Annotated in this window: 15 protein-coding genes and 3 tRNA genes; 9 read left to right on the top strand and 9 right to left on the bottom strand. The window is 72.2% G+C overall.

The genetic code is table 11. The annotated features are described in order from the left end of the window. Positions 1–242 precede the first annotated feature (242 nt). The 6 genes from J2S42_RS15970 to J2S42_RS15945 all read left to right on the top strand — a co-directional run bounded on the left by J2S42_RS15970 (position 243) and on the right by J2S42_RS15945 (position 7019). Positions 243–1913: a copper resistance CopC/CopD family protein gene (locus J2S42_RS15970; RefSeq protein WP_307239955.1), complete on the top strand. Its 1671-nt coding sequence runs from the start codon at positions 243–245 to the stop codon at positions 1911–1913. Positions 1914–1927: 14 nt separating this feature from the next. Beyond that, positions 1928–2656 carry a YcnI family copper-binding membrane protein gene (locus J2S42_RS15965; protein WP_307239953.1) on the top strand — a complete coding sequence of 243 codons (729 nt, stop codon included), beginning with the start codon at positions 1928–1930 and terminating at the stop codon, positions 2654–2656. 146 nt (positions 2657–2802) lie between these two features. Beyond that, a complete protein-coding gene (locus J2S42_RS15960; protein ID WP_307239951.1) occupies positions 2803–4707 on the top strand; it encodes a hypothetical protein in 1905 nt (634 codons plus the stop codon). 219 nt (positions 4708–4926) lie between these two features. Beyond that, the gene (gene orn, locus J2S42_RS15955; RefSeq protein ID WP_307239949.1) at positions 4927–5517 is read left to right on the top strand and encodes an oligoribonuclease; all 591 of its coding nucleotides are present in this window, start codon (positions 4927–4929) and stop codon (positions 5515–5517) included. 87 nt (positions 5518–5604) lie between these two features. Continuing rightward, positions 5605–5680: transfer RNA gene (locus J2S42_RS15950), tRNA-His, on the top strand. Positions 5681–5816: 136 nt separating this feature from the next. Further along, complete coding sequence (locus J2S42_RS15945; RefSeq protein WP_307239947.1) at positions 5817–7019, top strand: DUF1996 domain-containing protein; 1203 nt, start codon at positions 5817–5819, stop codon at positions 7017–7019. 52 nt (positions 7020–7071) lie between these two features. On the opposite strand, the gene J2S42_RS15940 is transcribed toward J2S42_RS15945, so the two are convergent. The 3 genes from J2S42_RS15940 to J2S42_RS15930 form a co-directional block, all read right to left on the bottom strand. Continuing rightward, positions 7072–7144, bottom strand: a tRNA-Lys gene (locus J2S42_RS15940). A 201-nt stretch (positions 7145–7345) separates the two neighbouring features. Further along, a complete protein-coding gene (locus J2S42_RS15935; protein WP_307239945.1) occupies positions 7346–8596 on the bottom strand; it encodes a L,D-transpeptidase in 1251 nt (416 codons plus the stop codon). Between the two features lie 279 nt (positions 8597–8875). Further along, positions 8876–10132, bottom strand: a complete 1257-nt coding sequence (locus J2S42_RS15930) for a L,D-transpeptidase (protein WP_307239943.1) — start codon at positions 10130–10132, stop codon at positions 8876–8878. 209 nt (positions 10133–10341) lie between these two features. Between J2S42_RS15930 and J2S42_RS15925 the strand changes: the two genes are divergently transcribed. Then, positions 10342–10417 (top strand) — tRNA-Lys (locus tag J2S42_RS15925). A 1061-nt stretch (positions 10418–11478) separates the two neighbouring features. Here the strand turns inward: J2S42_RS15925 and J2S42_RS15920 are convergent. From J2S42_RS15920 to J2S42_RS15905, 4 genes are all read right to left on the bottom strand, one after another. Continuing rightward, complete coding sequence (locus J2S42_RS15920; RefSeq protein WP_307239941.1) at positions 11479–11700, bottom strand: hypothetical protein; 222 nt, start codon at positions 11698–11700, stop codon at positions 11479–11481. Positions 11701–11764: 64 nt separating this feature from the next. Beyond that, a complete protein-coding gene (locus J2S42_RS15915) occupies positions 11765–13039 on the bottom strand; it encodes a serine hydrolase domain-containing protein (RefSeq protein ID WP_307239939.1) in 1275 nt (424 codons plus the stop codon). Positions 13040–13077: 38 nt separating this feature from the next. Continuing rightward, positions 13078–14940: a lectin-like domain-containing protein gene (locus tag J2S42_RS15910; RefSeq protein WP_307239936.1), complete on the bottom strand. Its 1863-nt coding sequence runs from the start codon at positions 14938–14940 to the stop codon at positions 13078–13080. Positions 14941–15082: 142 nt separating this feature from the next. Continuing rightward, positions 15083–16153 (bottom strand): M20 family metallopeptidase, encoded by a 1071-nt coding sequence (locus J2S42_RS15905; protein ID WP_307239934.1) that lies wholly within the window; start codon positions 16151–16153, stop codon positions 15083–15085. A gap of 163 nt (positions 16154–16316) precedes the next feature. Here J2S42_RS15905 and J2S42_RS15900 point away from each other — a divergent pair, with 163 nt between their 5' ends. Further along, positions 16317–17078 (top strand): GntR family transcriptional regulator, encoded by a 762-nt coding sequence (locus J2S42_RS15900; protein WP_307239932.1) that lies wholly within the window; start codon positions 16317–16319, stop codon positions 17076–17078. Here the strand turns inward: J2S42_RS15900 and J2S42_RS15895 are convergent. Continuing rightward, a complete protein-coding gene (locus J2S42_RS15895) occupies positions 17071–18804 on the bottom strand; it encodes a serine/threonine protein kinase (RefSeq protein WP_307239930.1) in 1734 nt (577 codons plus the stop codon). The genes J2S42_RS15900 and J2S42_RS15895 overlap by 8 nt on opposite strands. A gap of 102 nt (positions 18805–18906) precedes the next feature. After that, positions 18907–23556, bottom strand: a complete 4650-nt coding sequence (locus tag J2S42_RS15890; RefSeq protein WP_307239928.1) for a diguanylate cyclase — start codon at positions 23554–23556, stop codon at positions 18907–18909. A 169-nt stretch (positions 23557–23725) separates the two neighbouring features. On the opposite strand from J2S42_RS15890, the gene J2S42_RS15885 reads away from it, so the two are divergent. Next, positions 23726–23977: a hypothetical protein gene (locus J2S42_RS15885; protein WP_307239926.1), complete on the top strand. Its 252-nt coding sequence runs from the start codon at positions 23726–23728 to the stop codon at positions 23975–23977. Positions 23978–24018 lie beyond the last annotated feature (41 nt).

Raw genomic sequence — 24018 nt, 5'->3', positions numbered from 1 at the left:
CCCTTGGTCGTTCCGGGCCGTCGCCCGGTTCCGTGCCCACGGTGACGGCACGGCGACGCGGCGGGTACGGACGAAGGTCCCGTGATCGCCGGGAACTTTCCGGTCCGGCCACCCGACCAACCGGGCATGCCCTCCCGCCCCCCGCTTTTTGTCCGTTTTGATTCCATATTTGGGGTCGAAACGGTAAGTGCGGCACACGCCACGCCGACCACCGGCGATCACCGCCACATCCGTGGGAGAGCATGTCCGGCATGACTGCCGAGAGAAGACGCCGCTGGGCCGTGCTCGCCGCGCTCGTCCTGGGCGCGCTCACGGTGTTCGTCGGACCGGCTAGCCCGGCCAGCGCGCACGCCGTCCTGCAGCGCACCACGCCCGCCGCCCAGTCCGTGGTCCAGACCGCTCCCGGGGACGTGAAGCTCACGTTCAGCGAGGGGGTCAGCCCGGTCACCGGCAAGATCCAGGTGATCGCGCCGAACGGCGACCGGGTCGGCGGTGACGCGCGCGCGGAGGGCTCCACGCTGATCATCCCGGTCACCGCCGACCAGCGTGGCACGTACCTGGTGAGCTACCGGGTGATCTCCGCGGACAGCCACCCGGTCAGCGGCGCGTTCACGTTCTCGGTCGGCGCCACGTCCGCGGTGCCCGCGCTCGGCGAGGACGGCGACGACACCGACCCGGTGGTCAAGAACACCATCCCGGTCGTCAAGTTCATCGGGTACGCCGGACTCGTGCTGATCGTCGGCCCGGTCCTGGTGCTGCTGTTCCTCTGGCCGGCCCGGCTCAGCCGCCGGGTGCCGGCCCGGCTGGTCCGCACCGGCCTCGGCCTGGTCGCGTTCAGCACGCTCGGCGCGCTCTATCTACAGGCGCCGTACACCAGTGGCGGGAACATCCTGGACGCCGGCGGGCTCGGTGACGTGGTCGCCAGCTCGTTCGGCACCGCGCTGCTGGTCCGGCTCGGCCTGCTGATCGCGATCGCGATCATGCTCCGCCCGATCCTGGCCACCCGGGGCGACGGCGGGCGCACCGGCGAGAACATGGTCGACCTGATCGTGCTGGCCGCGCTCGGCACCGCCGCGATCTTCACCTGGCCGCTGACCGGCCACCCGTCCGCCTCCCCGGTCGCGGCCGTCTCCGTCGTGGTGGACGCGATCCACCTGATCAGCATGGCGGTCTGGCTCGGCGGCCTGGTCATGCTGGTCGGTTTCCTGCTGCGCCAGGCCAGCGAGCGGGAACTCGGCGCGATCCTGCCGATCTGGTCCCGGTGGGCCGCGCTCGCGGTCAGCGCGCTGCTACTGGCGGGCGTGGTCAACGCGCTGATCGAGATCGGTACGCCGGCCGCGCTCACCGGCACCACGTACGGCCGGTTCATCATCGCCAAGACCGTGCTGTTCGCGGCCGTGATCGGGGTGGCCGCGTACTCCCGGTCACTGGTCCGCAAGCGGGTCACCGCGGAGAACCCGGGGCGGATCCGGACCGCGGTCTGGGCCGAGCTGGCCATCACCGTGGTGGTGCTCGGCGTCACCTCCGTGCTGGTCCAGCAGACACCCGCGCGCACGGAGTCGGAGAACGCGGTGCTGGCCGACGAGGGCTACTTCTCGGTGCTGGTCGACAGCCAGCTCTACACGCTGCAGGTCGAGCTGGACCCGGCGAAGGTCGGCAGCAACTCGATGCACCTGTACGCGTACGAACCCGGCACCACGAACCTGCTCAAGGCGGAGGAGTGGACCACCACCGCCGCGCTCCCGGCCGCCGGGATCGAGCCGATCGACGTACCCATGCTCCGCGTCGCCGACAACCATGCGATCAGCGAGTTCCAGCTGCCGGCGGCCGGTGCGTGGGAGTTCAAGTTCACCCTCCGCACCACCGAGATCGATCAGGCCACCGTCACCGTCACGATTGACGTCGCCTCCTGACTGAAGGGACAGCCATGTCTCCCCGTACCGCCGCCCGCGCGGCACTGCTCAGCCTCGGCGCCACGGTCGTCGGCGTGCTCACCTTCGCCGGCCCGGCGTCCGCGCACGTCACGGTCAACCCGCGGGAGGCCACCCAGGGCGGGTACGCCAAGGTGGACTTCCGGGTGCCGAACGAGAGCGACACCGAGTCCACCGTCAAGGTGGAGATCTTCCTGCCGGAGAACGCGCCGATCGGCTCCGTGTCGACCAAGCCGGTGCCCGGCTGGACCGTCGCGGTCGAGAAGGGCGCGCCCGCGGTGCCGGTGACCGCGCACGGCGCGGAGATCACCGAGGTGGTCAAGAAGATCACCTGGACCGCGGACGAGAACGCGCGGATCACACCCGGCACGTTCCAGGAGTTCCCGGTCTCGCTCGGCCCGCTGCCGGAGACCGGTCAGCTGGTCTTCAAGGCGCTGCAGACGTACTCGGACGGCGAGGTCGTCCGCTGGATCGACGAGCCGGTCGCGGGCGGCGAGGAGCCGGAGAGTCCCGCGCCGGTGCTCACGCTGACCGCCGCGGCCGCCGCGGAGGAGGCACCGGCGGCCGAGCCGGTGGCGTCCGCGGAGCCGGACTCCGGGCCGGCACTGGGCATCGCGATCGCGGGGCTGGTCGCCGGCCTGGTCGGGCTGGTGCTCGGCGGGCTGGCGTTCGCCCGGAGCGGCTCGCGCCCGGCAGCGCCCGTGGAGGGTGCGAAGAGCGCCTGATCTCCTCGTACGTCCGGCGGCCCGGTCCCGTGGTGGGGCCGGGCCGCCGCGTTTCCCCGGTTTTCCCGGACATCCGAGCCGTGTCGATACGACTTATTCCGACGTTTCGCTCTGTATGGTCCGATAACGGGCAAAGGGGGAAGCCGATGCGCATCATCCGTCTGATCGTCGGGACACTGCTGCTCACCGCGGGACTGCCGCTCCTGCTCACCGCCGGCGGGCTGTGGACGGTGGGCCAGCACCGGGACGCCGACGGCGCGTTCCGGGCCGACCTCGAGCCGGTCGACGTACCCGGCCAGGCACTGCTCGTCGCGGACCTCGACGGCCTGCTCCGGCGCGACGCCGCCTTCGCCCGGGCCGGCGACACCCGGATCCGGATCGCCGCCGCGACCGACGAGGGCCCCGCGTTCGTCGGCCTGGCACCGGCCGCCGAGGTCACCACCTACCTGCGGTCCGCCCGCCACACCCGGGTGGAGCAGATCGCGCTCACCCGCGGCCCGCTGCCGGTCCGGGCCGGCACGATCGCCGGCTCCCGCACCCCGGTCGCGGACCCGGCCCGCCAGGACTTCTGGACCCGCTCCGGCATCGGCGGCCTGACCTGGACCGCCGGCGAGATCCGCAACCGCGACCTGGCGCTGGTCGTCATGACCCCGAACGGCCGGCCCGCCGGTACGGTCGCGATCACCGCGGAACTCCGCCCCACCTGGCTCATGGCCGTGACGTGGGGCGGCCTCGGCGGCGGCCTGCTGCTGATCATCGGCGGGATGATCGCGCTCGTCTGGCCGTCCCGGCCCCGCGAACTGGTCTACGTCGTCGAACCGGACCGGCTGCCGGACGTCGCGGCCCGGCTCGGCGCACACGCCTCGGTCATCCACGCGGCCAACGACGACGACCGGCTGGTCACCCGCATCACCAGCCGGCCCCGCCGCCGCGCGGACCGGTCGGCTGACGCGCGGTCCGCGAGTGCGTCGGCTGACGCGGGGTCCGCGGGTGCGCTGGCTGACGTGCGGTCCGGGGATGCGCCGGCTGACGCGGGGTCCGCGGGTGCGCCGGCTGACACGGGAGCCGGAGAGGGTTCGGCTGACGTGCGGCCGGCCACGCTAGCGGACGCGTCGCGGCCGGAACGCGGAGTGGGGCCGGCCGCGCCGGCAGCGGTCGTGACTCATGCGGCGCGCGCGGGGGCGACCGAAGAGGGCGGCGCCGGTGCCATGGCGGGAACGAAAGCCCGGCCCGCGGCGCGGCCGCCGGTCACGCCGCAGTTGACCTGGCCGCCGTTGACCCGGGACCCGGCCGGGGACACCAAACCGCCGATCCGGGCCGGCGTTCCCTGCCCCGATGTGCGCGGACGATCCGTGGTGACCGCGGTCGACGCTGCTTCGGGCGGGGCATCGGCCGGGCCCGCGACCACGATGCCGGCTGCCGCGCCGGTGCCGGCCGGGGGACCGGCCGCCGTTCCGGGACCGGCCACGGCGGTTGAGGGTACCGCGGCTGCCGGACCCGATGAGCCCGACACCGCGGAGATCGTCGCCGCGCCGCGGAAACGAGCGAAGGCATCGGCCGCGGAGACCGGGAAGGCACGGAACCCGGGTGGCGCGAAGGCGTCGGCGGCGAATATGGCGAAGGCGCCGGCTGCGTCGGCCGGGAAGACGCCCGCCAAGCGCGCCACCAACGCCGGTTCGGCGTTGGTCCGGTCCGCGGCACCGGCGGGTTCGGCACCAGTGGATGTGGCGCCGGTGGATGTGGCGCCGGTGGACGGTGCGCCGGTGGACGGTGCGCCGGTCAAGCGGCAGCCGCGGCGGAAGGTGCCGGCCAAGGTCGTGGAGCCGGTGGCGGCCGACGGGGACGCGGGTGCGGGCCGGCGGGGGAGCGGCGGTGCGCCGGCGGCCCGGCCGGCCGCGGATCGTGACGGTGGAGCGGCGGGGGGATCGGTGGCCGGACCCGGGGAGGCGTCGGCCGTACCGGTGGATGGTGCCCTTGATCTTGCGGCTCCCGCTCCGCGGGCCGGGCGACGCCGGAAGGCGGCCGACGACGAGGTGCGTCCGGCGCGCTAGGCCGGCACGTCGAGCGGCCCTCCACGGGGGTGGAGGGCCGCTTCACCGGGGGAACGGTGCGGTATTGCGGGGATAAGAGACAGTTTAGTGATTTAGGCGGTATCCGACCAGATCTGTCCATCTAGACGGTGATCTGCTATAGCGCGTGCGCCGTGCGGGAAGCCGGAATCTCTGCCTCACGCTGCGCCGGTGACGCAGTGCTGCGCGTAGGCTGTCGTCGTGGCTGATCTTCTGGTGTGGGTGGACTGCGAGATGACCGGGCTGGATCTGGGCAAGGACGCCCTGATCGAGGTAGCGGCCCTGGTGACCGACCCCAACCTTCAGGTGCTCGGCGAGGGCGTCGACGTGGTGATCCACGCCGACGACGCCGCGCTGGCGAGCATGCCGGACGTGGTCCGCGACATGCACGCGAAGTCCGGCCTCACCGAGGAGGTCCGCGCCTCCACGGTCACGATGGCCGAGGCCGAAGACATGATCATGGACTACGTCACCCAGTTCGTGCCGGATCCGCGCTCCGCGCCGCTGTGCGGCAACTCGATCGCGACCGACCGCGGCTTCCTCGCCCGCGACATGCGCCGCCTCGACGCCCACCTGCACTACCGCATGATCGACGTCTCCTCGATCAAGGAACTGGCCCGCCGCTGGTTCCCGCGTACGTACTTCGGTCAGCCCGCCAAGGGCCTGTCCCACCGCGCGCTCGCCGACATCCGGGAGAGCATCCGCGAGCTGGAGTATTACCGCCGCGCCATCTTCGTCCCGGCCCCCGGCCCGGACGTCGAGACCGCCAAGGCCATCGCCGCACAGCTTTGAGGTAACCCGCTCGACCGCCCCCGGAGGGGTATGGCTATCATTGGTCAGCACCCCACACGGGCCGGTCGGTCCGGGTGGAGACGCATGGTGGTCGTAGCTCAGCTGGTAGAGCACCGGGTTGTGGTCCCGGGGGTCGCGGGTTCGAGTCCCGTCGATCACCCCATGAATCGAGGCTGGTCCTTCCGGACCGGCCTCGTTTTCTTTGCCCGGGTGGTTCTGGGTCCAAAGGCCTAACGGGTACGGGCCGGGAGCGCCTACCATCCGCGGCAGCTCGTCCTGTCCTTCGGTGGGAGTGATCCGTGTCTGATCTTGCGCCGCGTGCCGGCTTCCTGCGGCGACTCGCCGTGAACAAGCGGAATCTGGCCGCCGGTGGTGCCGGGGTGGCCGTCGTCGTGATCGCGGTCGCGGCCGCGGCCGTGTCCCTCGCGGACGCGGCGGCGGAGCCGGACCCGGCGGGTGCGGCGGTCGCGGTGCCGCCGTCGGCCGTGGCCGGCCCGTCCGGGCCGGCGAGCGCGTCGCCGTCCGTGTCCGCATCCGCCTCGGCGTCCGTGTCGCCGTCCGCGGCGTCGCCGTCGAAGGCGGCGGCGGCCGCGCCGGAGCCGGTGGTGCCGAAGACCGGCTGGATCGCGGTGGATCAGGCGGCGTGGAAGGCACAGGTCGCCGCGTACGAGAAGCTGTCGTACGAGCCCGCGCCGGCCAGCGTCGGCAACCTGGCGGAGTTCCGGGCCGACTGCGAGTACAGCCACTCGCTGCCGGACGACCCGATCGTCGCGCCGGGGCTGCCCGGTGCGTCGCACATGCACTCGTTCTTCGGCAACGAGGGCGTCGACGCCGGGACCGTCGCGGATGATCTGGTGCGGTTCACCGCGACCACGTGCGAGCCGAAGCAGGACCACTCGTCGTACTGGGTGCCGACGCTCTACGACGCCGGGACGAACAAGGCGGCCGAACCGACCGGGTTCCGGGTCTACTACCGGTCGCTGATGAACGACTCGGCCGGCCAGCTGCCGATGCCGAACGGCCTGCGCATGATCGCCGGGGACGCGAAGAAGAAGGTGCCGACGCCGCGCGGCGCCACCGGCCAGTTCTACTGCGCCTACTGGGAGCCAGGTCACGACGCGGACGGCGTGGCGCGCAGCACCAACGGCAACTGGCCGATCTGTGAGAAGCAGGCCTACCTGCACTTCATCCTGCAGTTCCCGGACTGCTGGGACGGCAAGCACCTGGACAGCCCGAACCACAAGGACCACGTCGCGTACGGCTGGGACAACGCCTGCCCGGCCAGCCACCCGGTGAAGATCCCCGCGATCACGTTCGACATCCAGTACGGCGTCCAGGGCAGCCAGGCCGGCTACTACCTCGCCTCCGACAAGGACGTCCGCAGTTCCTCCTCCATGCACGGCGACGCGTTCGTGATGTGGGACGTCGACACCATGAACAAGCGCACGAAGAACTGCGTCGAGCAGCGCCGCACCTGCGACAACTACGGCTACCTGAAGTAGCCCCCGGGAACGGAGAAGGCCCCGACCGGACGGTCGGGGCCTTTCGTTTATGTGCGCCGCGTAGGACTTGAACCTACAACCCGCGGATTAAGAGTCCGCTGCTCTGCCAGTTGAGCTAGCGGCGCTCGTCGGCAACGGAGGGAACGTTAGCACGGCCTCCCGGCGCGGCTCCAATCGGTTTGGTCCGTGCGGCCACGGATCGTGCGGGGGGAGCGCCGGCGACGACCGTAGCCCGCGGGAGCAGGCGGAACCCTGCTCCCCAGGAGCGGGTATGCCGGGATGTGAGAAGGCCCCGCCGCGGATGCGCGGCGGGGCCCCTCGACGGATCAGAGCGCGCTGAGGCCCTTGAAGTCGTCGTAGCTCATGTTCCAGACGGTCCAGCCGTCGCCGTTGACCAACGGGACGCCGGTGTTCTTGACGATCAGTGGGTCGCCGAGCTTGGTCTGCTCGAACAGCCACTTGCCGGCTTCCTGGGAGACGTTGACACAGCCGTGCGAGACGTTCTCCCGGCCCTGCGACGCGTTGGACCAGGGCGCGGCGTGGATGAACTGGCCGCCCCAGGTGACGCGCTGGGCGTACTCGACGTCGACGCGGTACGCGTCCTCGTCGCTGAACTGGCCGTACGTGTCGAAGGTCGTCTTACGGAGCTTCTCCATGATCAGCATGGTGCCGCTGACCGAGGGGAACTTCGGCTGGCCGAGGCTGACCGGGATGTCCTTGACCTTCTTGCCGTCCTTGATCACCGTCATGTGCTTGGTCTTGTTGTCGACCTCCATGATGAACTGGGAGCCGATCGTGACGTTGACCTCGTAGTCGGTCTTGCCGTACCAGCCCTTGCCCATCTCCACGCCGGCGTGGTCGACACCGTAGGTGATCTTCGTGCCGGCCTTCCAGTACTCCGCCGGGCGGAACTGGATGGAGTCGGCGCTCAGCCAGCCCCAGGTGCCCTCCTGCGGCGGGTCGGAGACGACCGTGAGGTGCTTCTCCACCTCGGCGCGGTACTCCTCCGGGATCTCCCGGCTGAACGACAGCATCAGCGGCATGCCCACGCCGACCGTCGCGCCCTCGCCCATGAAGCTGACCGTGCGAACCGTGTTCTTCGGCTCGCCCATGGTGGTGAACGTGCCGGTCGTCGACCCGGTCCGGCCGGACGCGTCGGTGCCGGTGTATTCGATGGTGTACGTCGTGCCGTACGACAGCTTCTTGTCCGGCGCCCAGGTCTTGCCGTCCTCGGACAGCTTGCCCGGGACCGGCTCGCCCTTCGCGTTCTTCACCACGACCGCGCCGGAGACCGCGTTGACCAGGTCGAACGAGATGTCCGTGGTGATCGGTGCGTTCTTGCTGCCCTCGGCCGGCGACTTGAGCGTCGCGCCGATCGGTGCCGGGCTCTCCGTGGTGGCGGCCGGGCCCGCGGAGGCGCCGGCGTCATTGCTCTGCCAGGTGGGCGACGAGTCACCACCGCTGCAGGCACTGCCGAAGCCGATCACTCCGGCGAGAACGAGCGCGCCGAAAGCGCGCCGGCGTATGCGTGAGCCGGGCACACCCCACGGTGCCCGCTCGGAACGGGTAGCGTGCATTTTCCCCTAACCCCAGGTCTCGATCCCGACTCCACCTGCCGCACTGAACACGTGGAACGACGGGCCCTGGTTGCACCCCGCGCAGAGGAGACGCGTGAAGGCACCCGGACCCTTCGGGTGGCTGGAGTGCACGGTCGCACTGCCCGCCAGGCCCGTAACGGTACCCGCAGGCGACATGATCACACAGAGCCGAAAGGACGAACCGATCGTCGTAACCGCAACTTAATGGTGAGGCGACCAGTTACTCAATGTCATGGTCGCTGGTCGCCTCGCCGAGACTTACGACGGACTGTTCGTGGGCGACGGTGTGACGTTCCGCAGATTGTCCGGAATCGGCAGTGCGGAGCCCTTGATGAACTGCTCCCAGCTGACGTTCCACGCGGTCCAGCCGTTGCCCTCGTCCAGCTTCACGCCGGTGCCGGTGACGGTGACCGGATCGCCGATCAGCGTCTTGCCGAACAGCCACTCACCGCCCTCCTGGGAGACGTTGACGCAGCCGTGCGAGACGTTCTCCCGGCCCTGCGAGGCGTTCGACCAGGGCGCCGCGTGGATCATCTGGCCGGTCCAGGTCAGCCGCTGCGCGAACTCCACGTCGACCCGATAGCCCTCCTCCGGGCCGAACTGCTCGTACGTGTCGAAGACGGTCGCTTCCTTCTTCTCCATCACGACCATCACGCCGCTGGCCGACGGCATCTTCGGCTTGCCGAGGCTCACCGGCAGCGTCCGGGTGAGCTTGCCGTCCTCGTACACCTTCATCTGCTTGTCGGAGTTGTCGACCCGCATCTCGAGCTTCCGGCCGATCTCCGCGGTCGCGGTCCGGTCCTCGTTGCCGTAGGTGCCGGGCGCGGTCTCCAGCCCGCCGATCCCTATCCGCACGGTCAGCTTCGTGCCCGGCTGCCAGAACTCCGGCGCCCGGTAGTACGCCTGGTCGCCGCCCTTCACCCAGGACCACACGCCCGGCTGCGGCGGGTCGGTCTCCACGAACAGCCGCTTCTCCACCGCGGCCCGGTGGCTCTCCGGCACGCCCGGGATGAACTCGACCACCACCGGCATCGCCACGCCGTACTTCCGGTCGTCGAACAGGTACAGCCCGGTGCCGGTCTCCTTGCCGGGCCGGCCCATCGTCGAGAAGCTGGTGGTCCGCGTGATCGACTCACCGGCCTCGCTCTTCGCGGTCACGGTCGCGGTGTAGGACGCGTTGAACGCCAGCGTCTTCGCCGGCACCCAGGAGCTGCCGTCCGCCCGCATCTCGCCCGCGACCTCCTTGCCGGCGCCGTCGACGACCTTCACCGTCTCCACCGTGCCGCCGGCCACCGCCGTCCCGATCTCCACGCTCGCCGGCTGGTTCTTCGCCTTGTCCTTCGGCGTGATCTCCAGTGCCAGCGGCACCGCCGGCGCGCTCGACGTCGCGACCGGCGGCGGAGGCGCGGCAGACGGCAGCGCGGCCTCCGCCGCCGTCTCGTCGTCACTCCCACACGCCGCCAGCGCCAGGGGCATCATGATCGCCAGCGCCGCCACCAACGCGGTACGCCTCATCCGACCCGTCCTTTATGCATATTTGTCCCGCCATGGGCGTGTCTCGGGGCGGTTGATCCGCTGACCTGCCGAGACACCCGCCCCATCCTGCCCGACGATCGCCACCCTCGCATCGCCGCCGCGTCCCGTCACGTTGCGTAGACCACACCCCGCCAACCGATTGGAAGACCGCGGTAAGCCCGTGCTAGTGTTCTCTCCGTTGCCGACGAGCGCCGCTAGCTCAACTGGCAGAGCAGCGGACTCTTAATCCGCGGGTTGTAGGTTCAAGTCCTACGCGGCGCACCATCGAAAATCCCCTGAGTGAATCGCTCAGGGGATTCGCTTTTGTGGCCATTGATATACCCGCTTCCGGCGGTTTCATTTCCGCATGCTCCCGCGGGCACCGGTCCAATGACACCCAGCTTAAGTTGATTACGGACTCTGGCCGGGGTTCTGCGAAGCGCCCCACCGCATCTGTTCCCTGCCCGCCGAACCGCATGGGACGGCATCTGCGCCGGCCAGGGATTCGCGCCCCCCCACGGGGACCTGACCCGGCCCGGATACCCGACCCGGCTTGGAGGCGCGACCCGGCCGGAAGGCACGACACCCGGCCTGGCGCGGGCGTGCCGGGCACCACACGAACGCGCGAAGCGCAGCGTCAGACGGCGTAGCGCGGCGCACGCAGTGGCTGCTTCGGAGCGCGTGCGAAGCCGCGTGCGAAATGTCGCCATATCTGGCTCTGCCTTCGGGTGTCCGTGTCCGCGGGAATCCCGCCTGCCCGGCTGAGTGATCAATCAGTGGTACAAAATGGCGATCAACTTCGATATTTGATCTCCTTTTCGTACCACTGATTGATCACTCGGCGCTGGCGGCGCCGCCTTCGCGCCGGGCCGGCGGAGAGTCGCCGGACGCCTCGTCCCCGATATCGCGATATTTCGGGCGTGGGGTGCGGCGGTCGCCGGCTCGGTGGTGCGGTGCGAGATCTGCACGCCGCTGCCGGCTGCTTCGATCCGCGCGAAGCGGTCACGACGACACCTGGATCTTCGATTCCACCCGGATGGAAGGTCATCCCGGGCATCGGCCCGCCCGTGGTGGCGTGCAAAGCACGCGGATCACCAGCACCACAGCCTGCCGGTCAGGGACTCGCGACCCCACCGGAGTCGATGTCGGCGCTGCGTTGCAGCGCCGACTCGGCGCGCTCGAGAATGGCAAGCTCCAACCGCTGGTCCCGGGACGGGAGTGCAGGACACACCTGCATTGGTGAAGTGAGTCGGCGATATGGCTGATCGCATACTTACCCGAGGGAAGTATGCGAATGCGAAAGGGCGCGGGCCGAGATTCGGCCCGCGCCCTGCTCCCGAGCGGAGCTAGACTCGCTGGGTCTCGGTGGTGGCCGGGTGCAGTTCGGCGGTTGTCTCGCGGACGAAGCGGCCGGTGGCGGCGCTGCGGTTGACCTCGCGGTCGCCGCCGTCGGAGTCGCCGCCGACGTGTTCGGTCACCGTGGTGTCGGGGGAACGGTCGGCCGTGCTCTGCTTGACGAAACGGCCGCTCTTGGTGCTGCGGTTGACCTCGTGCTCGTTGCCTGCCATCGAATGATTCACCTCTCCGGCATCGTCACGTTCATCTGTCTACCTGGATATTCGTACCCGGGCGTCAGGAAATGAAACCGGCGACCGCGTCGTGGACGGCGACGCGGTACGGGTCGGGCTCGGCCCAGTTCCAGTTCGGATGGGCGCGGTTGGTGAGCAGCACGACCACCGTGCGCCGGACCGGGTCGACGAGCAGGGACGTGCCGGTGAAGCCGGTGTGGCCGAAAGCGCCGGGTGACGACAGCGAGCCCATGAACCATGGCTGGTTCATCACCACGCCGAGGCCGTAGTCCGCGGTGCGGCCGGGGCGTTCGCCGGGGGCGAGCGGCACGCCCGCGTTCGCGTTGGTCAGCATGCGTGCCACGATCGACGTGGAGAGCAGCCGGGTGCCGCGGTACGTGCCGCCGTCCAGCAGCACCTGGCCCAGTACGGCGACGTCGGCGGCGGTGGCGAAGATGCCGGCGTGCCCGGCTACGCCGCCGAGGGTGGCGCTGATGTCGTCGTGGACCTCGCCGCGGAGCAGGCCGCGGGACGAGCGGGCGTCGGTGGCCGCGATCCGGTCCACGTCGGTGACCCAGTCCAGGGGCAGGTAGCCGGTGGCGGTGAGGCCGAGCGGGCCGGTGACGTGTTCGCGCAGTGCCCGGTCCAGCCGCATCCCGGTCTGCTTCTCGATCAGCCGGCCGAGCACCATCGGGCCCACGCCGGAGTAGCGGAACACGGTGCCGGGCGCGGCCACCGGCGGGGTGGTCAGGAAGCCGCGCGGGCTCGACGGCGAGACCGGCATGCCGCCGGTGTGGGTGAGCAGCATCGCGGCGGTCACGCCGGGCGCGGGGAACTCGGGCAGGAACCGGGTCAGCGGTGCGTCCAGGTCCAGCGTGCCGGCGTCGGCCAGGCGCAGCGTGAGCACCGCGGTGAAGACCTTGGTGATCGACGCGAGGTCGAAGACCGAGTCGGGGCGCATCGGGACGCGGTCGGCGGCCGGCAGCTCGACCGGCCCGGCGCGGTACCGGAGCGCGTCACCGACCGTGGCGCTCGCCAGCGGCAGCCCGTCCCGCCAGGCCAGCGCGACCGCCCCGGCGTACCCGGGATGGCCGGGGTTGTCGCGGGTCGGCGACAGGTGCGTGGTCAGAATCGCTTCGAGCTCGGCATCGAACGCGGGATCGGAGGCCGCGGGGCTGGGCGAGGCGGGGGCGGCGGAGAGAGGCGCGGCGGGGGAGCCGGACGGGTGCACCCACCTGCCCGGGGCCGCGGACGCGTCCGGCCGGGCGCAGCCACCGAAGCCGGCGGCCGCGCCCGCCAGAAGAGCGGATCTGACGACGGTACGGCGAGTGACCGGCACGCCGACGATGATGGCACGCCGACGGGCCGGTCACAGCCCTACTTTCCGGTGAACGTCCACTTCGTGACCGACTCGCTGGAGTCGGTCAGGTTGGTGTTGCCGGTCGCGCCGGCGAACCCGGCGTAGACCGTGGCGCCGCCGAACTTCTTGCCCAGGTCGATGGTGTGGCTGACCATCGGCGAGCCCGGCTTGCCGGTGCTCTGGCTGGCGAAGACGGAGAGCCGCTTCGCGCCGGCGTCGTAGTCGATCCACACGTGGAACGCCTGGCCGAAGCGCATGTCGAAGCGCGGGTCGGCCCAGGCCAGGTGGGTCTTGACGTTGCCGTTGGACATGATGCCGATGTGCTGCTGCCCGGCCGGGTCGCCGTGCCCGCTGCCGCTGTTGTCCCAGGTGTCGAACTCGACCGCGACGCTCGGGCTGATCCCGCTGTACCCCATCGACTCGCCGGTGCCGGCCGCGATGGCGCCCGCGCCGGCGCTCTGCAGCAGGAACGCCATGCCGTCGGTGGGCTGGCTGATCACCGCGGTGAACGAGGTGCTGAACGACTTGGCCGGGTCGATCGCGGTGGTCGAGTACGCGCTGCCGACCTGACTGGTGGCTCTGGTCAGGGCCAGCTTGCCGCCGGTGACCTTCGCGGCGCCGTTGAGCCGCAGCCCGCTGGTGCCACCGAAGCTCGGGTAGCTGAAGCTGACCGGCTTGGCCGGTGCCGCGTCGGGTGCGCCCGGAGCGGCGGCCGCCGACGCGGCGGACCCGGCGGACGGGGACGCGGAACCGGACGCGCCCGGGCTCGCCGAGCCGGACGGGCCGGGCGAGGCGGGCGCGGACGCCGACGCGGACGGGCCGGCGGCTGCGGGCTTGCCGCCGATCCGGGTGTCGAGTCCGTAGAAGGACGTGTAGTCGGTGACCTTCTGCAGGTGCGCGCGGGTCACCGCGTCCGGGATGCCACCGGCGCGGCGGACCGTGTCCGGTCCGGAGTTGAACGCGGCGAGCGCCAGCATGTACGGGTCGCCCTCGACGCCGCTCAGCTCGGCCGTCAGGATGCACAGCGCGGTGCCGACCGCGGGGATGGCGATGGCCGGGTCCCACACGGAGCCGCGCGGGCCGTACCGCTCCCAGACGTCGCTGCGGAACTGGGCGATGCCCTCCCGGCCGGCGGCGCCGAGGTGGTTCGGGTCGAACCCGGAGCCGGCCATCAGCTGGGCGGCCACGGTCGCGGCCGAGATCTCCGGGCAGCGCGTGCCCGCGGCGGCGACCAGCCTGACGTACTCCTCCGGGAGCGGCTTCGCCTCGGGCGTGGCCGAGGCGTCCTCGGCGAGCGGTGCGCCGGCGCGGCCGAACTGGGGAAGCTTCTCGTAGTAGGACGCGTACCCGCTGGCGCGGTCGACGTAGCCGGCGGCCGCCTCGGGCACGTCCTTCGCGGCCACGACCGCGGCCGAGCCGGACCGGTACGCGGCGAGCGACAGCCGCCACGCGTCACCGGAGAGGCCGGCCTGCCGCAGTTCGCCGCTGAGCGAGCACATCTTGTGCGCCATCGCGAGCACGGACGCGTACGTGTCGGTGCGGGCGGCGCCAGGCCACGGCGCCCACTTCTTCCAGTCCTCGTCGGTCAGCCCGGCCAGTCCGGAGCCGCCGGACTCGGTGCCGGTCGCGGCCGCGTTCAGGCCGGACTCGGCCATCAGCTGCCCGGCGAGCCGGTGTGAGGAGAGCATCGGGCAGGAGTGCGCGGCGCTGAGGACGGCGGCGAGTTGCCGGTCGTCGACCGTGCGGCCGGTGAGGTCGTCGTCGGCGGCGATCGCGACGCCCCAGCTGATGGTGGCGGCGACCAACGTGACGATCGCGAGTCCTGTGAGGACGATGCCGGTGGCGCCGCGGCCGACATCGGTCAGTGTCCGGAGGCTCATCTGAGGCACAGCGGGGAACCCTCTCTAGGCCGAATCCGCCAGGAAAACGAAAACGGGTGTGCCTTAGTTCAATCGGCGTCCAAAAAGTATTTTCGCCACCGTACGTGACGGCACGCTGTGTCACTGCATAGTGGGCGGACGGTCAGGCGCTCCGGATCTGCGTGATCAGCGCGGCCAGCAGCGCGGCCCGTCCCGGCATCGCCGCGAGATCGACCCACTCGCCCTCCGCGTGCGCGTTCCCGCCGACCGCGCCCAGCCCGTCCAGCGTCGGCACGCCGCGCGCGGCGGTCAGGTTGCCGTCCGACGCGCCGCCCACCGCCACGCCCGGCAGCGCGGGCTGCCCGAGCCGCGCGGCCGCGACGTGTGCCAGCCGGTGCAGTGCCGCGGACGCGTCCGGCGGCATCGGCGGCCGGGACACGCCGCCGGTCACCGTGATCGCGGCGCCCGGCAGCACCGGGCGAAGGTCGTGCAGCGCCGTCTCCACCCGGGTGAACTCCGCCGGGTCGAACCCGCGCATGTCGATCGTCAGCGCCGCACCGGCCGGTACCGTGTTGTCGCTGGTCCCGGCGTCGGCCAGGGTCGGTGTGACGGTGGTGTCGCCGCGGCCGAGCGCGGCCACGGCGAGCGTCTGGTGTGCCAGCTCGACGGCCGCGTTCACCCCGAGATGCGGCTCCAGCCCGGCGTGGGCCGCGCGCCCGGTGACCTCGACGCGCCAGCGGCCGATCCCCTTGCGCGCGGTCTTCAGCGCGCCGCCGGTCGCGCTCGGCTCGCAGATCAGCGCGGCCCGGGCGCCGGTAACGGCCTCGTCGATCAGCCCGCGCGAGCCGGTCGAGCCGATCTCCTCGTCCGCGTTGACCAGCACCGTGACGCCGTCCAGCGACGGCAGCGTGGCCAGGCCGTGGAACAGCTGGACCAGGCCGGCCTTCATGTCGAAGCAGCCGGGGCCGGTCGCGCGGTCGCCGTCGATCGTGAACGGCCACCGGGCCAGCGTGCCGACCGGCCAGACCGTGTCGTGATGGCCGGCGACCAGCACCGTGGTCGGCCCGTGCCGCCAGACCAGGTGGGGGCCGTGCCGCTGCGGCGCGGTGCCGAGTAGCCGGGTGCCGAGCGCGGCGACCACCCGCGCGCTGACCGCCAGCGCCTCGTCGTCCGTCGACGGCGACTCCACCGCGACCAGCGTGGCCAGGTCGTCCGTCATCTCTCCTGCGTGCACGGTGCACCTCCAAAACTAGATTGACTAGACAATATAGTGCAACTGGTCAAGGTGTGCGGGACCACCGCGGGACCGGTGCTCGCGGGAGCACTCGGAACGCCACCACGCCGGACGTGGGAAAAGAGGCTGTGGTTTAGATTGTCTGGACGATGTGGGGAGGGGCATGGAGCCGACCTATCGGCGGATCGCCGCCGTCTATCGGGACAAGATCGCGTCCGGTGAGCTGGCGCCCGGCGTGCGGCTGCCCACCGAGCACGAGATCGCCGAGGAGTTCGGCGTGGTACGGCAGACCGTGCGCAGCGGGCTCGGCGTGCTCGTCGCCGAGGGGCTGATCGTGGCACGCCGGCCGCACGGATACTTCGTGCGCGAGTGGGAGCGGATGCTCTACCGCCCGCAGGAGAAGTCCCGGCCGATGCCGTCCCGGTCCACGATGGACCGGTTCTCGCAGCAGATCAGCGACGAGGGCCGGGTGCCGAGCATGCACATCGAGGTCGCGCTGGTGCAGGCCGCACCGGACCTGGCGGAGCGGCTACGGGTCGACGTGGGCACCGCCGTCGTGATCCGGCGGCGGGTGCGGTTCATCAACGGCGAGCCGGTCAACATCAACGACTCGCACTTCCCGCTGGACCTGGTCAAGGACTCGGAGATCATGTCACCGGCCTACATCCCGCGCGGCACCGACGAGGTACTGGCCGGCCTGGGCCACCGGCAGGAGCGCGCGGTCGACGAGATCTTCGTCCGTATGCCCACGCCGGACGAGATCCGCCGACTCGGGCTGGGGCCGGGCACGCCGGTCGCACTGCACTACGACACCGGTTACACCGCGGACGACCGCCCGGTGCAGTGCACGGTCAACGTGCTGCCCGGCGACCGCCACCGCATCGTCTTCGAGCGGCGGTGGCGGGCTGACGAGCCGCTCAGCTGAGCAACCACTTCTGCGCCGGCGTGCCGTTGCACTCGTAGAGCTGTACCGGCGTGCCGTTGGCGAAGATGCCGCCGGTCACGTCCAGGCACTTGCCGCTCTGGATGCTGATCAGGTCGCCGCCCCCGCTGAGGCCGAACGTCTGGGACAGCTCGCCGGTGCACGGCGCGATGTGCAGCTGGCTGCCGACGGTCGGGCTGTCCGCCTGTATGCAGTTGCCGAGCACCTGCAGCGCGCCGGTGCCGGGCAGCGTGAACTTGGTGCCCGGCGTGCCGTCGCAGTCCCAGATGTGGATCGGCTCGGTGGCGGCCGGGTTGCTGCCGGCGACCGCGAAGCACCGGTTGCTGCCCACGTTGACCAGCGAGCGGTCCGCGGCGACCGGCGTGATCACCTGCGGCGCGGCGGACGTGGGCGCGGGCGGGGTCGGCGACGGCGGCGCGCTCCGGGTCCGGGACGGCGTGGGCGTCGGCGCGGCGGTGGGCGTCCGCGACGTGGACGTGGCGAGGGTGGGCAGCGTGAAGTCCGGCTCGTTCCTGATGTTGCCGCCGCTGTTCGACGGGTAGAACACGCGCATGCCGAGCACGATCGCGAGGATCAGCACTACCACGAGCGCGCCGATCAGCAGGTAGAGCGAGCCGTTCTCGCCGCGGGAACGCGCCGGCGGGCCGCCGAAGCCGGGCAGCGGCACGGACGGCGCGGGCGGGATCTCCACGGTCGGTCCGCCGTCCGGGCGGGTGGTCGCGGACGGCAGCACCGTGGTCGGACCGCCGACCACGTGCCGGTGCCGGGCTTGCGACAGCGTGCCGACCGGCACGGCCTGCTGGTGCGCGGCGCTGTTCCCACCGGACGCGGCCGCGTCCGGGTTGGCCCAGGTGCCGGACGGCATGCCGGAACCGGCGTGCGCGGGAGCGCCGGACAGCGCGTGCCGGAGCAGGCGCTCGGCCTCGAACGCGTCCACCCGGCGTGCCGGGTCGCGGCGCAGCAGGCCCTCCAGCGCCGGCAGCAGCGGGCCGGCGTTCTGTGGCATCGGCGGCAGCTCGGTGGCGAGCGCCGCCAGCGTGGCTATCGAGGACGGCCGGGTGTACGGCGCGCGGCCCTCCACGGCCGCGTACAGCGAGGCACCAAGCGACCACAGGTCCGCGGCCGCGCCGACCTGCCCGCCGGTGGCCCGCTCCGGTGCGAGGTACGCCGGTGAGCCCATCACCACGCCGGTGCGCGTCATGCCCGGGTCGTCGGTCGCGGTGGCCAGGCCGAAGTCGGTGAGCACCACCCGGCCGTCCGCGCCGAGCAGCACGTTGGCCGGCTTGATGTCGCGGTGCAGCACGCCGACCGCGTGAGCGGCCCGCAGCGCGCCCAGAACCCGGAGCCCGATCTCCGCCGCGCGGGCCGGCGTGATCGGCCCGTTCGTCGCGATCTCCTTCTGCAGCGAGGTGGAGTTGACGTACTCCATCACGATCCACGGCTCCTCGCCCGTGCGGAGCACGTCGAAGATGCGGACCACGTTGCTCTGGCTGACCTTCGCGATCGCGCGTGCCTCGCGCAGCGCGCGCTCCCGGAGCTCCTGCACCTCGTCGCCGGTCAGCCCGGCCGGGGGCACGATCTCCTTGAGCGCGACGTCGCGTTGCAGCATCTCGTCGCGTGCCAGCCAGACACGGCCCATGGCGCCCTGGCCGAGGGGGCGGAGGAGTCGATAGCGGCCGGCGATCTCGCGCTGCGGGGTGTCGGACACGAAGTGGACCGTACCCGGACGAAACCAGTGAGTTGATACCCGGTGCGTCAAACCTCGTCACACAAGGCCGCTACCGGCCCTTACACCACTATCGGATCTCTGTCAGTCCGTGGAGACCCTGTTCCGGCCCGCGCGTTTGGCGGTGTAGAGACATTCGTCCGCGGCCTTCACCAGCGTGTCCACGTCGCCGTCCGGGCGGGGGAGCGCGGCCGCCACGCCGATGCTGACCGTGACGATGCCGTTCGGTGCGAGTGCATGCGGCTCGTGGAGTGCCTCCACCGCGGACCGTACCCGTTCCGCCACGACCAGTGCGTCGGCGAGCGGTGTCTCCGGCAGGATGATGCAGAACTCCTCGCCGCCGTAGCGGGCCACGTGGTCGGTGGAGCGCACGTGTGCGGCCACGGTCGCGGCAACCGTGGCCAGGCAGCGGTCGCCGCCCTGGTGGCCGTAGTGGTCGTTGTACCCCTTGAAGTGATCGATGTCGATCATCGCGACCGAGAGCGGGTGCCGCGGCCGCGCCGCCCGCCGCCACTCGGCCGTCAGCAGCGCGTCCAGCCGGCGGCGGTTGGTCAGCCCGGTCAGCGGGTCGGTCACCGCGAGCTGCTCCAGCCGCGCGTTCGCCTCCTCCAGCTCGCGCGTCCGGTCCGCGATCTTCGCCTCCAGCGACGCGTACAGCTGTGCGTTCTCCAGCGACACGGCGAGCTGGCCGGTGACCAGCCGGACCGCGTCCAGCCGGTCCGCGGTGAACGCGTTGCGGCTGCTGCGGTTCTCCAGGATCAGCACCGCGCGGTTCTCGCCGCGCGTCACCACCGGCAGCGCCAGCAGCGCGCACTGGGACACGCCCGCGAAGTACTCGTCGCGCGCGAACCGATCGTCGCGCACCGCGTCCTCGCTCACCACGGCCGCGTGCGTGCGCTGCACGTACCGGATCACCGAACGCGGGCCGGCGTCCGTGCCGGAGGCGACCAGCAGCACGTCGGTCGCGCCGGTCAGCGCGCGCAGCACCTCGTCGACGCGTTCGCGCAGCGCGTCGACGCGGGTCTCCGAGCTGAGCGTGCGGGCCGCGTCCAGCACGCCGAGCAGGTCGAGGTCGGAGTTGTCCAGTCCACCGGTGCTGCTCACCGACCGGCTCGACTCGGCCGGCCGGCCGCGCAGCCACTGGTGCGCGGCCTCCAGCGCGCGGACCTTCGCGGTCGCGCCCCACGCCGCGTACCCGTCCCGGGCCAGCCGCAGCAGCCCGTTCCCGGCGTATTCGTTGCCCTCGGCCAGCTGGAACGCGCTCGCCCGCTCCGCGATGACCGCGTAGTGCCAGGGGCGCCGCCGGCGGCTCACCTCGCGCAGCGCCCGGTCGTAGGCCACGGTGGCGGTCCACCGGTCGCCGTCCCGGCGGGCGCGCTCCGCCTCGGCCAGCGAGGCCAGGTGGGAGAAGTTGCCGGGTGCACTCTCCGCGCGCGCCGCCAGCCACCCGGCGGCCCGGTCGAGGTCCACGCCGGTCAGTACGCACAGCACGGTGGTCGTGGTGACCAGGTAGAAGCCGGGGTTCCGGTCGATCCGTGCCGCGGCCTCCGCGACCGCGGCCCGGGCCGCCTCGTCGTCGCCGGCGATCAGCGCGGCGAGCCCGCGCAGCGCGTACGCGGTGTGTGCGGCCGGCGGGTTACCGGCCACCGTGGCCAGGTGCGCGACCTCGTCGAACCCGTCGTCGGTGAACCCGCCCGGCGTGCGGGTCCGGCCCTGCATCGCCCGTACGAACTGCCGGTAGGCGGTCTGGATCAGCCCGGCCTGCGCGTGCCCGGTGCGCCGCGCATACCGCAGCGCGCCGGTGACCTGCTCCTCCAGTGCTTCCAGCGAGCCCGAGTCGAGCACGTAGGCGGCCAGCCCGCTGCACGCCAGCCCGGCCTGGGTGGTCGCACCCGCGCGGGTCAGCCCGGTGAACGCGGCCCGCGCGACCGGCAGCACGTCCTCCAGCCGTTCGTGCCAGTGCCCGGTCCACGAGACCAGGATGAACCGCAGTTCCGCCGCGGACCGCTCCCATCCGCGCCGCTCCGCCTCGGCCAGCAGGTGCCGGGCGATGCGGTAGCCGCTGTGGTAGTCGCCGCGCGCCGCGATCAGCCCGAACCCGCTCGCCGCGACCGGCCCGGCCAGCCACGCCGCGGGGCCGTCGGCGGTCCACAGCCGGTGCGCGGTCGTCTGCAGCCATGCCATCACCATCGGGCCGGCCACCAGCGCGTTCGGCAGCAGCGCGCTGATCAGCCGGGCCCGGGCCTGATGCGCGCGATCCCGGTTCTCCGGGCGGGGGTCGCCGGTCTCCGGCAGTGCCGCCGCCCACTCGGCCAGCCGCGCCATACCGGTGTCGGCCAGCGCGCGCAGCTCCCCGGGCTCGCGCACGACCGGCACCCCGATCCGGCCGAGCAGGTCGCTGCCCAGGTCCAGCGCGTCCGCGAACCGGACGCGGCCGTTCAGTGAGCCGATCTGCACGCATGCGCTGGGCACCCGGCCGATCGGGTCCGGGCAGTTGGTCTCGATGTACCGGTACTCCTCGTCGGCCTCGGTCGACCGTCCCAGCCGGCAGAGCGCGGCGTGCCGCTCGACGTGCAGCATCAGCAGCGCGTTCCGGTCGGTGCCGCCGTCCACGCGCAGCGCCGCGGACAGGAACCGCTCGGTGCGTTCCGGGTCGAGAATCCGCAGCGCGGCCGCCGCCTCCGCGAACAGCGGCCCGGCCAGCGCGCGGTCGTCCGCGCCGGTCAGCGGCTCCGCATCGAGCAGCAGCGCGGCTGCCGCCGGCCGGTACGCGGGGCTGGCCGCCAGCCGCCGCGCGATCCCGGTTCGGGCCACGACCGCGCCGTGGCGCAGCGCGTCCCGCACCCGTTCGTGCGGGATCCGCACGGACTCGCCGGCGAACGCGGCCAGCCCGTCGTCCAGCGCGGGTGCCAGCGCGTCCAGCACCGCGCCGGCCGGCCGCCCGCTCACGGCGCCGAGCAGCTCCGGTGCGGCGTCGCCACCCAGGCAGACAGTCGCGGTCAGCAACTCCTGAGCCGGTTCGGGCAGCGCGCGGATCCGGGTCGCCAACCGTTCCCCCGCGTCGCCCTCGCCGAGGTGCCGGCGCAGCGCGTCCGCGTCCCAGGTCCAGCCGTCCGTGCCGATCCGCAGCGTCCCGGTCGCCCGCAGCTCGTTGAGCAGCGCCAGTGTCTCCGCGGGGTGCCCGCCGGTGCGTTCGTGCACGGCGGCGGCGAGACCGGCCGGGTCAGCCACCGGCGCGCGCAGGACCTCCGTGATCAACCGGGTGACCGCGTCCGGCGTCAGCCCGCCGAGCCGCAGCCGGAGCGCGTCGCCGCCGGCCTCGGCGAACACCGGGCCCACGGCGCGGTGCGTGACCACCAGCGTCACGCCCGGGACCGGATCCGCGGCCACCACCGCCTCGATCGAGCGGGCCGCGATCTGCGGCGCCAGATCGACGTCGTCGAGCGCGAGCACCAGCGGGTACGCGGGGGAGGCCACCGCCCGTAGCACCGCGGCCGTCGTCTGCACCAGCCGGTTCTCCACCTGCGCGGGATCGACCGCCCCCGGCTCCGGCCCCGGATCGAGGCCCAGGATCAGCCCGAACTCCGGCACCAGCGTCGTGATCAGCGGCGCGTTCTCGCCCGTTCCCTCCCGCAGCCGGTCCCGCGTCGCGGCCAGCACCGTCTCCGGCTCGGTCAGCAGCAGCCCGCCGAGCGCGCGGAACGCCTCGCGCAGCCCGTCGCCGTCGCCGCCGGCCAGCCGCGAATCGCATCGCCCGCTGACGAACCGCGCACCCGCGTCCTCGGCCAGCGGCCGGATCTCGGCGAGCAGGCTGCTCCGGCCGATCCCGGGCGGGCCGCCGATCGTCACCAGCGGCACGCCCGTGGTCACGGCCGTGCGCAGCGCCGCCAGCTCCGCGGCCCGGCCGACCGGGCGCGGCGGTGCGACCAGTCGCGCCGGGAAGTCTCGCTCGCCGAGCGTGAAGCCGGTGAGCCGGCGGGCCGCGACCCGGTCCAGGTCGTGCGCCAGCCCTTCCGCGCTCTGGTAGCGATGGTCCGGCTCCTTCTCCAGCAGGCGCATCACGATCGCGGAGAGCACGATCGGCACGTTCTCGTTCCGTACGGCCGGTTCCTCCGGCACCGCGACCAGGATGGCGTGCACCAGCCGCAGCGGGTCGTCCTCCGGGAACGGGGCCTGGCCGGTCAGCGCGGCATACAGCGTGGCGCCCAGCCCGTACAGGTCGGCCCGCTGATCCACACCCCGCCCGGTGCGCCCGGTCTGCTCCGGCGCCACGTAGGCGAGCGTGCCGATCAGCCGGCCCGCGTCCGGCCCTTCCACCTGCGCGGTGGCCAGTCCGAAGTCGATCAGCGTGGTGGTGCCGTCCGGGCCGAGCAACACGTTCGCCGGTGTGATGTCGCGGTGCAGCAGCCCGCGCCGATGCAGTCCGGCCAGCGTCCCGGCCAGCCCGGTGGCGAGCCGGAGCGCGTCCGTCACCGGCAGCGGGCCGTCCGCGAGCGCGGCGCCGAGCGTCCGGCCGCCGCCCGGGTCCACCAGCACCAGTGTGTCGTCGTCGCCGCTCTCGGCCAGCGCCGGCACGCCCGGTACGCCGGCCGCCCGGGTCAGCATCGCGCGCTCGTGCCGGGCTCGCGCCTCCGCGCCGGGCCCGCGCAGTCGCTTGACCACGACCCCGGCGGTGACCCGGCGCGTCACGAGGGTGCGGTCACTCTCGTAGAGCACCTCGTCGACCAGGACCATCGCGGCCGTGCCTCCAGCGGGACGTCAACCGGGCGGCGGAAAAGCACCCGTCACGCTCCCATTCGGCACCCTGCCGGTCGTCTTCAGCTTTTCGTTTCACGCACATCCGCGTGCGTCCGGTCCGTGCCGGGTATCACCGATCGGGTGATTCGGTCCGCATAATGTCCACATGGTCAAGTGGGAGTACGCGTTGCTCATCCGCCGCCGTGTGCCGGACGGCGGCCAGTGGGTCATCAGCTTCGCCTGGTACGCGCCGGACGGCACGGTGCAGGACGTGACGATGTACGGCACCGCCGTGATCTCGCAGCTCAACCAGGCGGGCGCAGCCGGGTGGGAGATGATCTCCGCCTCCGAGGACGTGAACAATCTGCAGGGCACCACCGAGGTCCACCGCTACCACTTCAAGCGTCCGCTCGACTGACGTTCCGGCGCGGCACACCGGACCCTGCTCGCCAAATCTGA

Origin of the sequence: Catenuloplanes indicus, assembly GCF_030813715.1 — a bacterium.
In the GTDB taxonomy this organism is placed as follows: Bacteria; Actinomycetota; Actinomycetes; order Mycobacteriales; family Micromonosporaceae; genus Catenuloplanes; species Catenuloplanes indicus.
Note: the sequence above shows the minus strand (reverse complement) of the source record. Positions and strands in the feature narration are given on the sequence as shown.

Coding starts and splice junctions, on each gene's coding strand:
- J2S42_RS15970 (WP_307239955.1), top strand. CDS start 243: ATGTCCGGCATGACTGCCGAGAGAAGACGCCGCTGGGCCGTGCTCGCC.
- J2S42_RS15965 (WP_307239953.1), top strand. CDS start 1,928: ATGTCTCCCCGTACCGCCGCCCGCGCGGCACTGCTCAGCCTCGGCGCC.
- J2S42_RS15960 (WP_307239951.1), top strand. CDS start 2,803: ATGCGCATCATCCGTCTGATCGTCGGGACACTGCTGCTCACCGCGGGA.
- J2S42_RS15935 (WP_307239945.1), bottom strand. CDS start 8,596: ATGCACGCTACCCGTTCCGAGCGGGCACCGTGGGGTGTGCCCGGCTCA.
- J2S42_RS15930 (WP_307239943.1), bottom strand. CDS start 10,132: ATGAGGCGTACCGCGTTGGTGGCGGCGCTGGCGATCATGATGCCCCTG.
- J2S42_RS15920 (WP_307239941.1), bottom strand. CDS start 11,700: ATGGCAGGCAACGAGCACGAGGTCAACCGCAGCACCAAGAGCGGCCGT.
- J2S42_RS15910 (WP_307239936.1), bottom strand. CDS start 14,940: ATGAGCCTCCGGACACTGACCGATGTCGGCCGCGGCGCCACCGGCATC.
- J2S42_RS15900 (WP_307239932.1), top strand. CDS start 16,317: ATGGAGCCGACCTATCGGCGGATCGCCGCCGTCTATCGGGACAAGATC.
- J2S42_RS15890 (WP_307239928.1), bottom strand. CDS start 23,556: ATGGTCCTGGTCGACGAGGTGCTCTACGAGAGTGACCGCACCCTCGTG.
- J2S42_RS15885 (WP_307239926.1), top strand. CDS start 23,726: ATGGTCAAGTGGGAGTACGCGTTGCTCATCCGCCGCCGTGTGCCGGAC.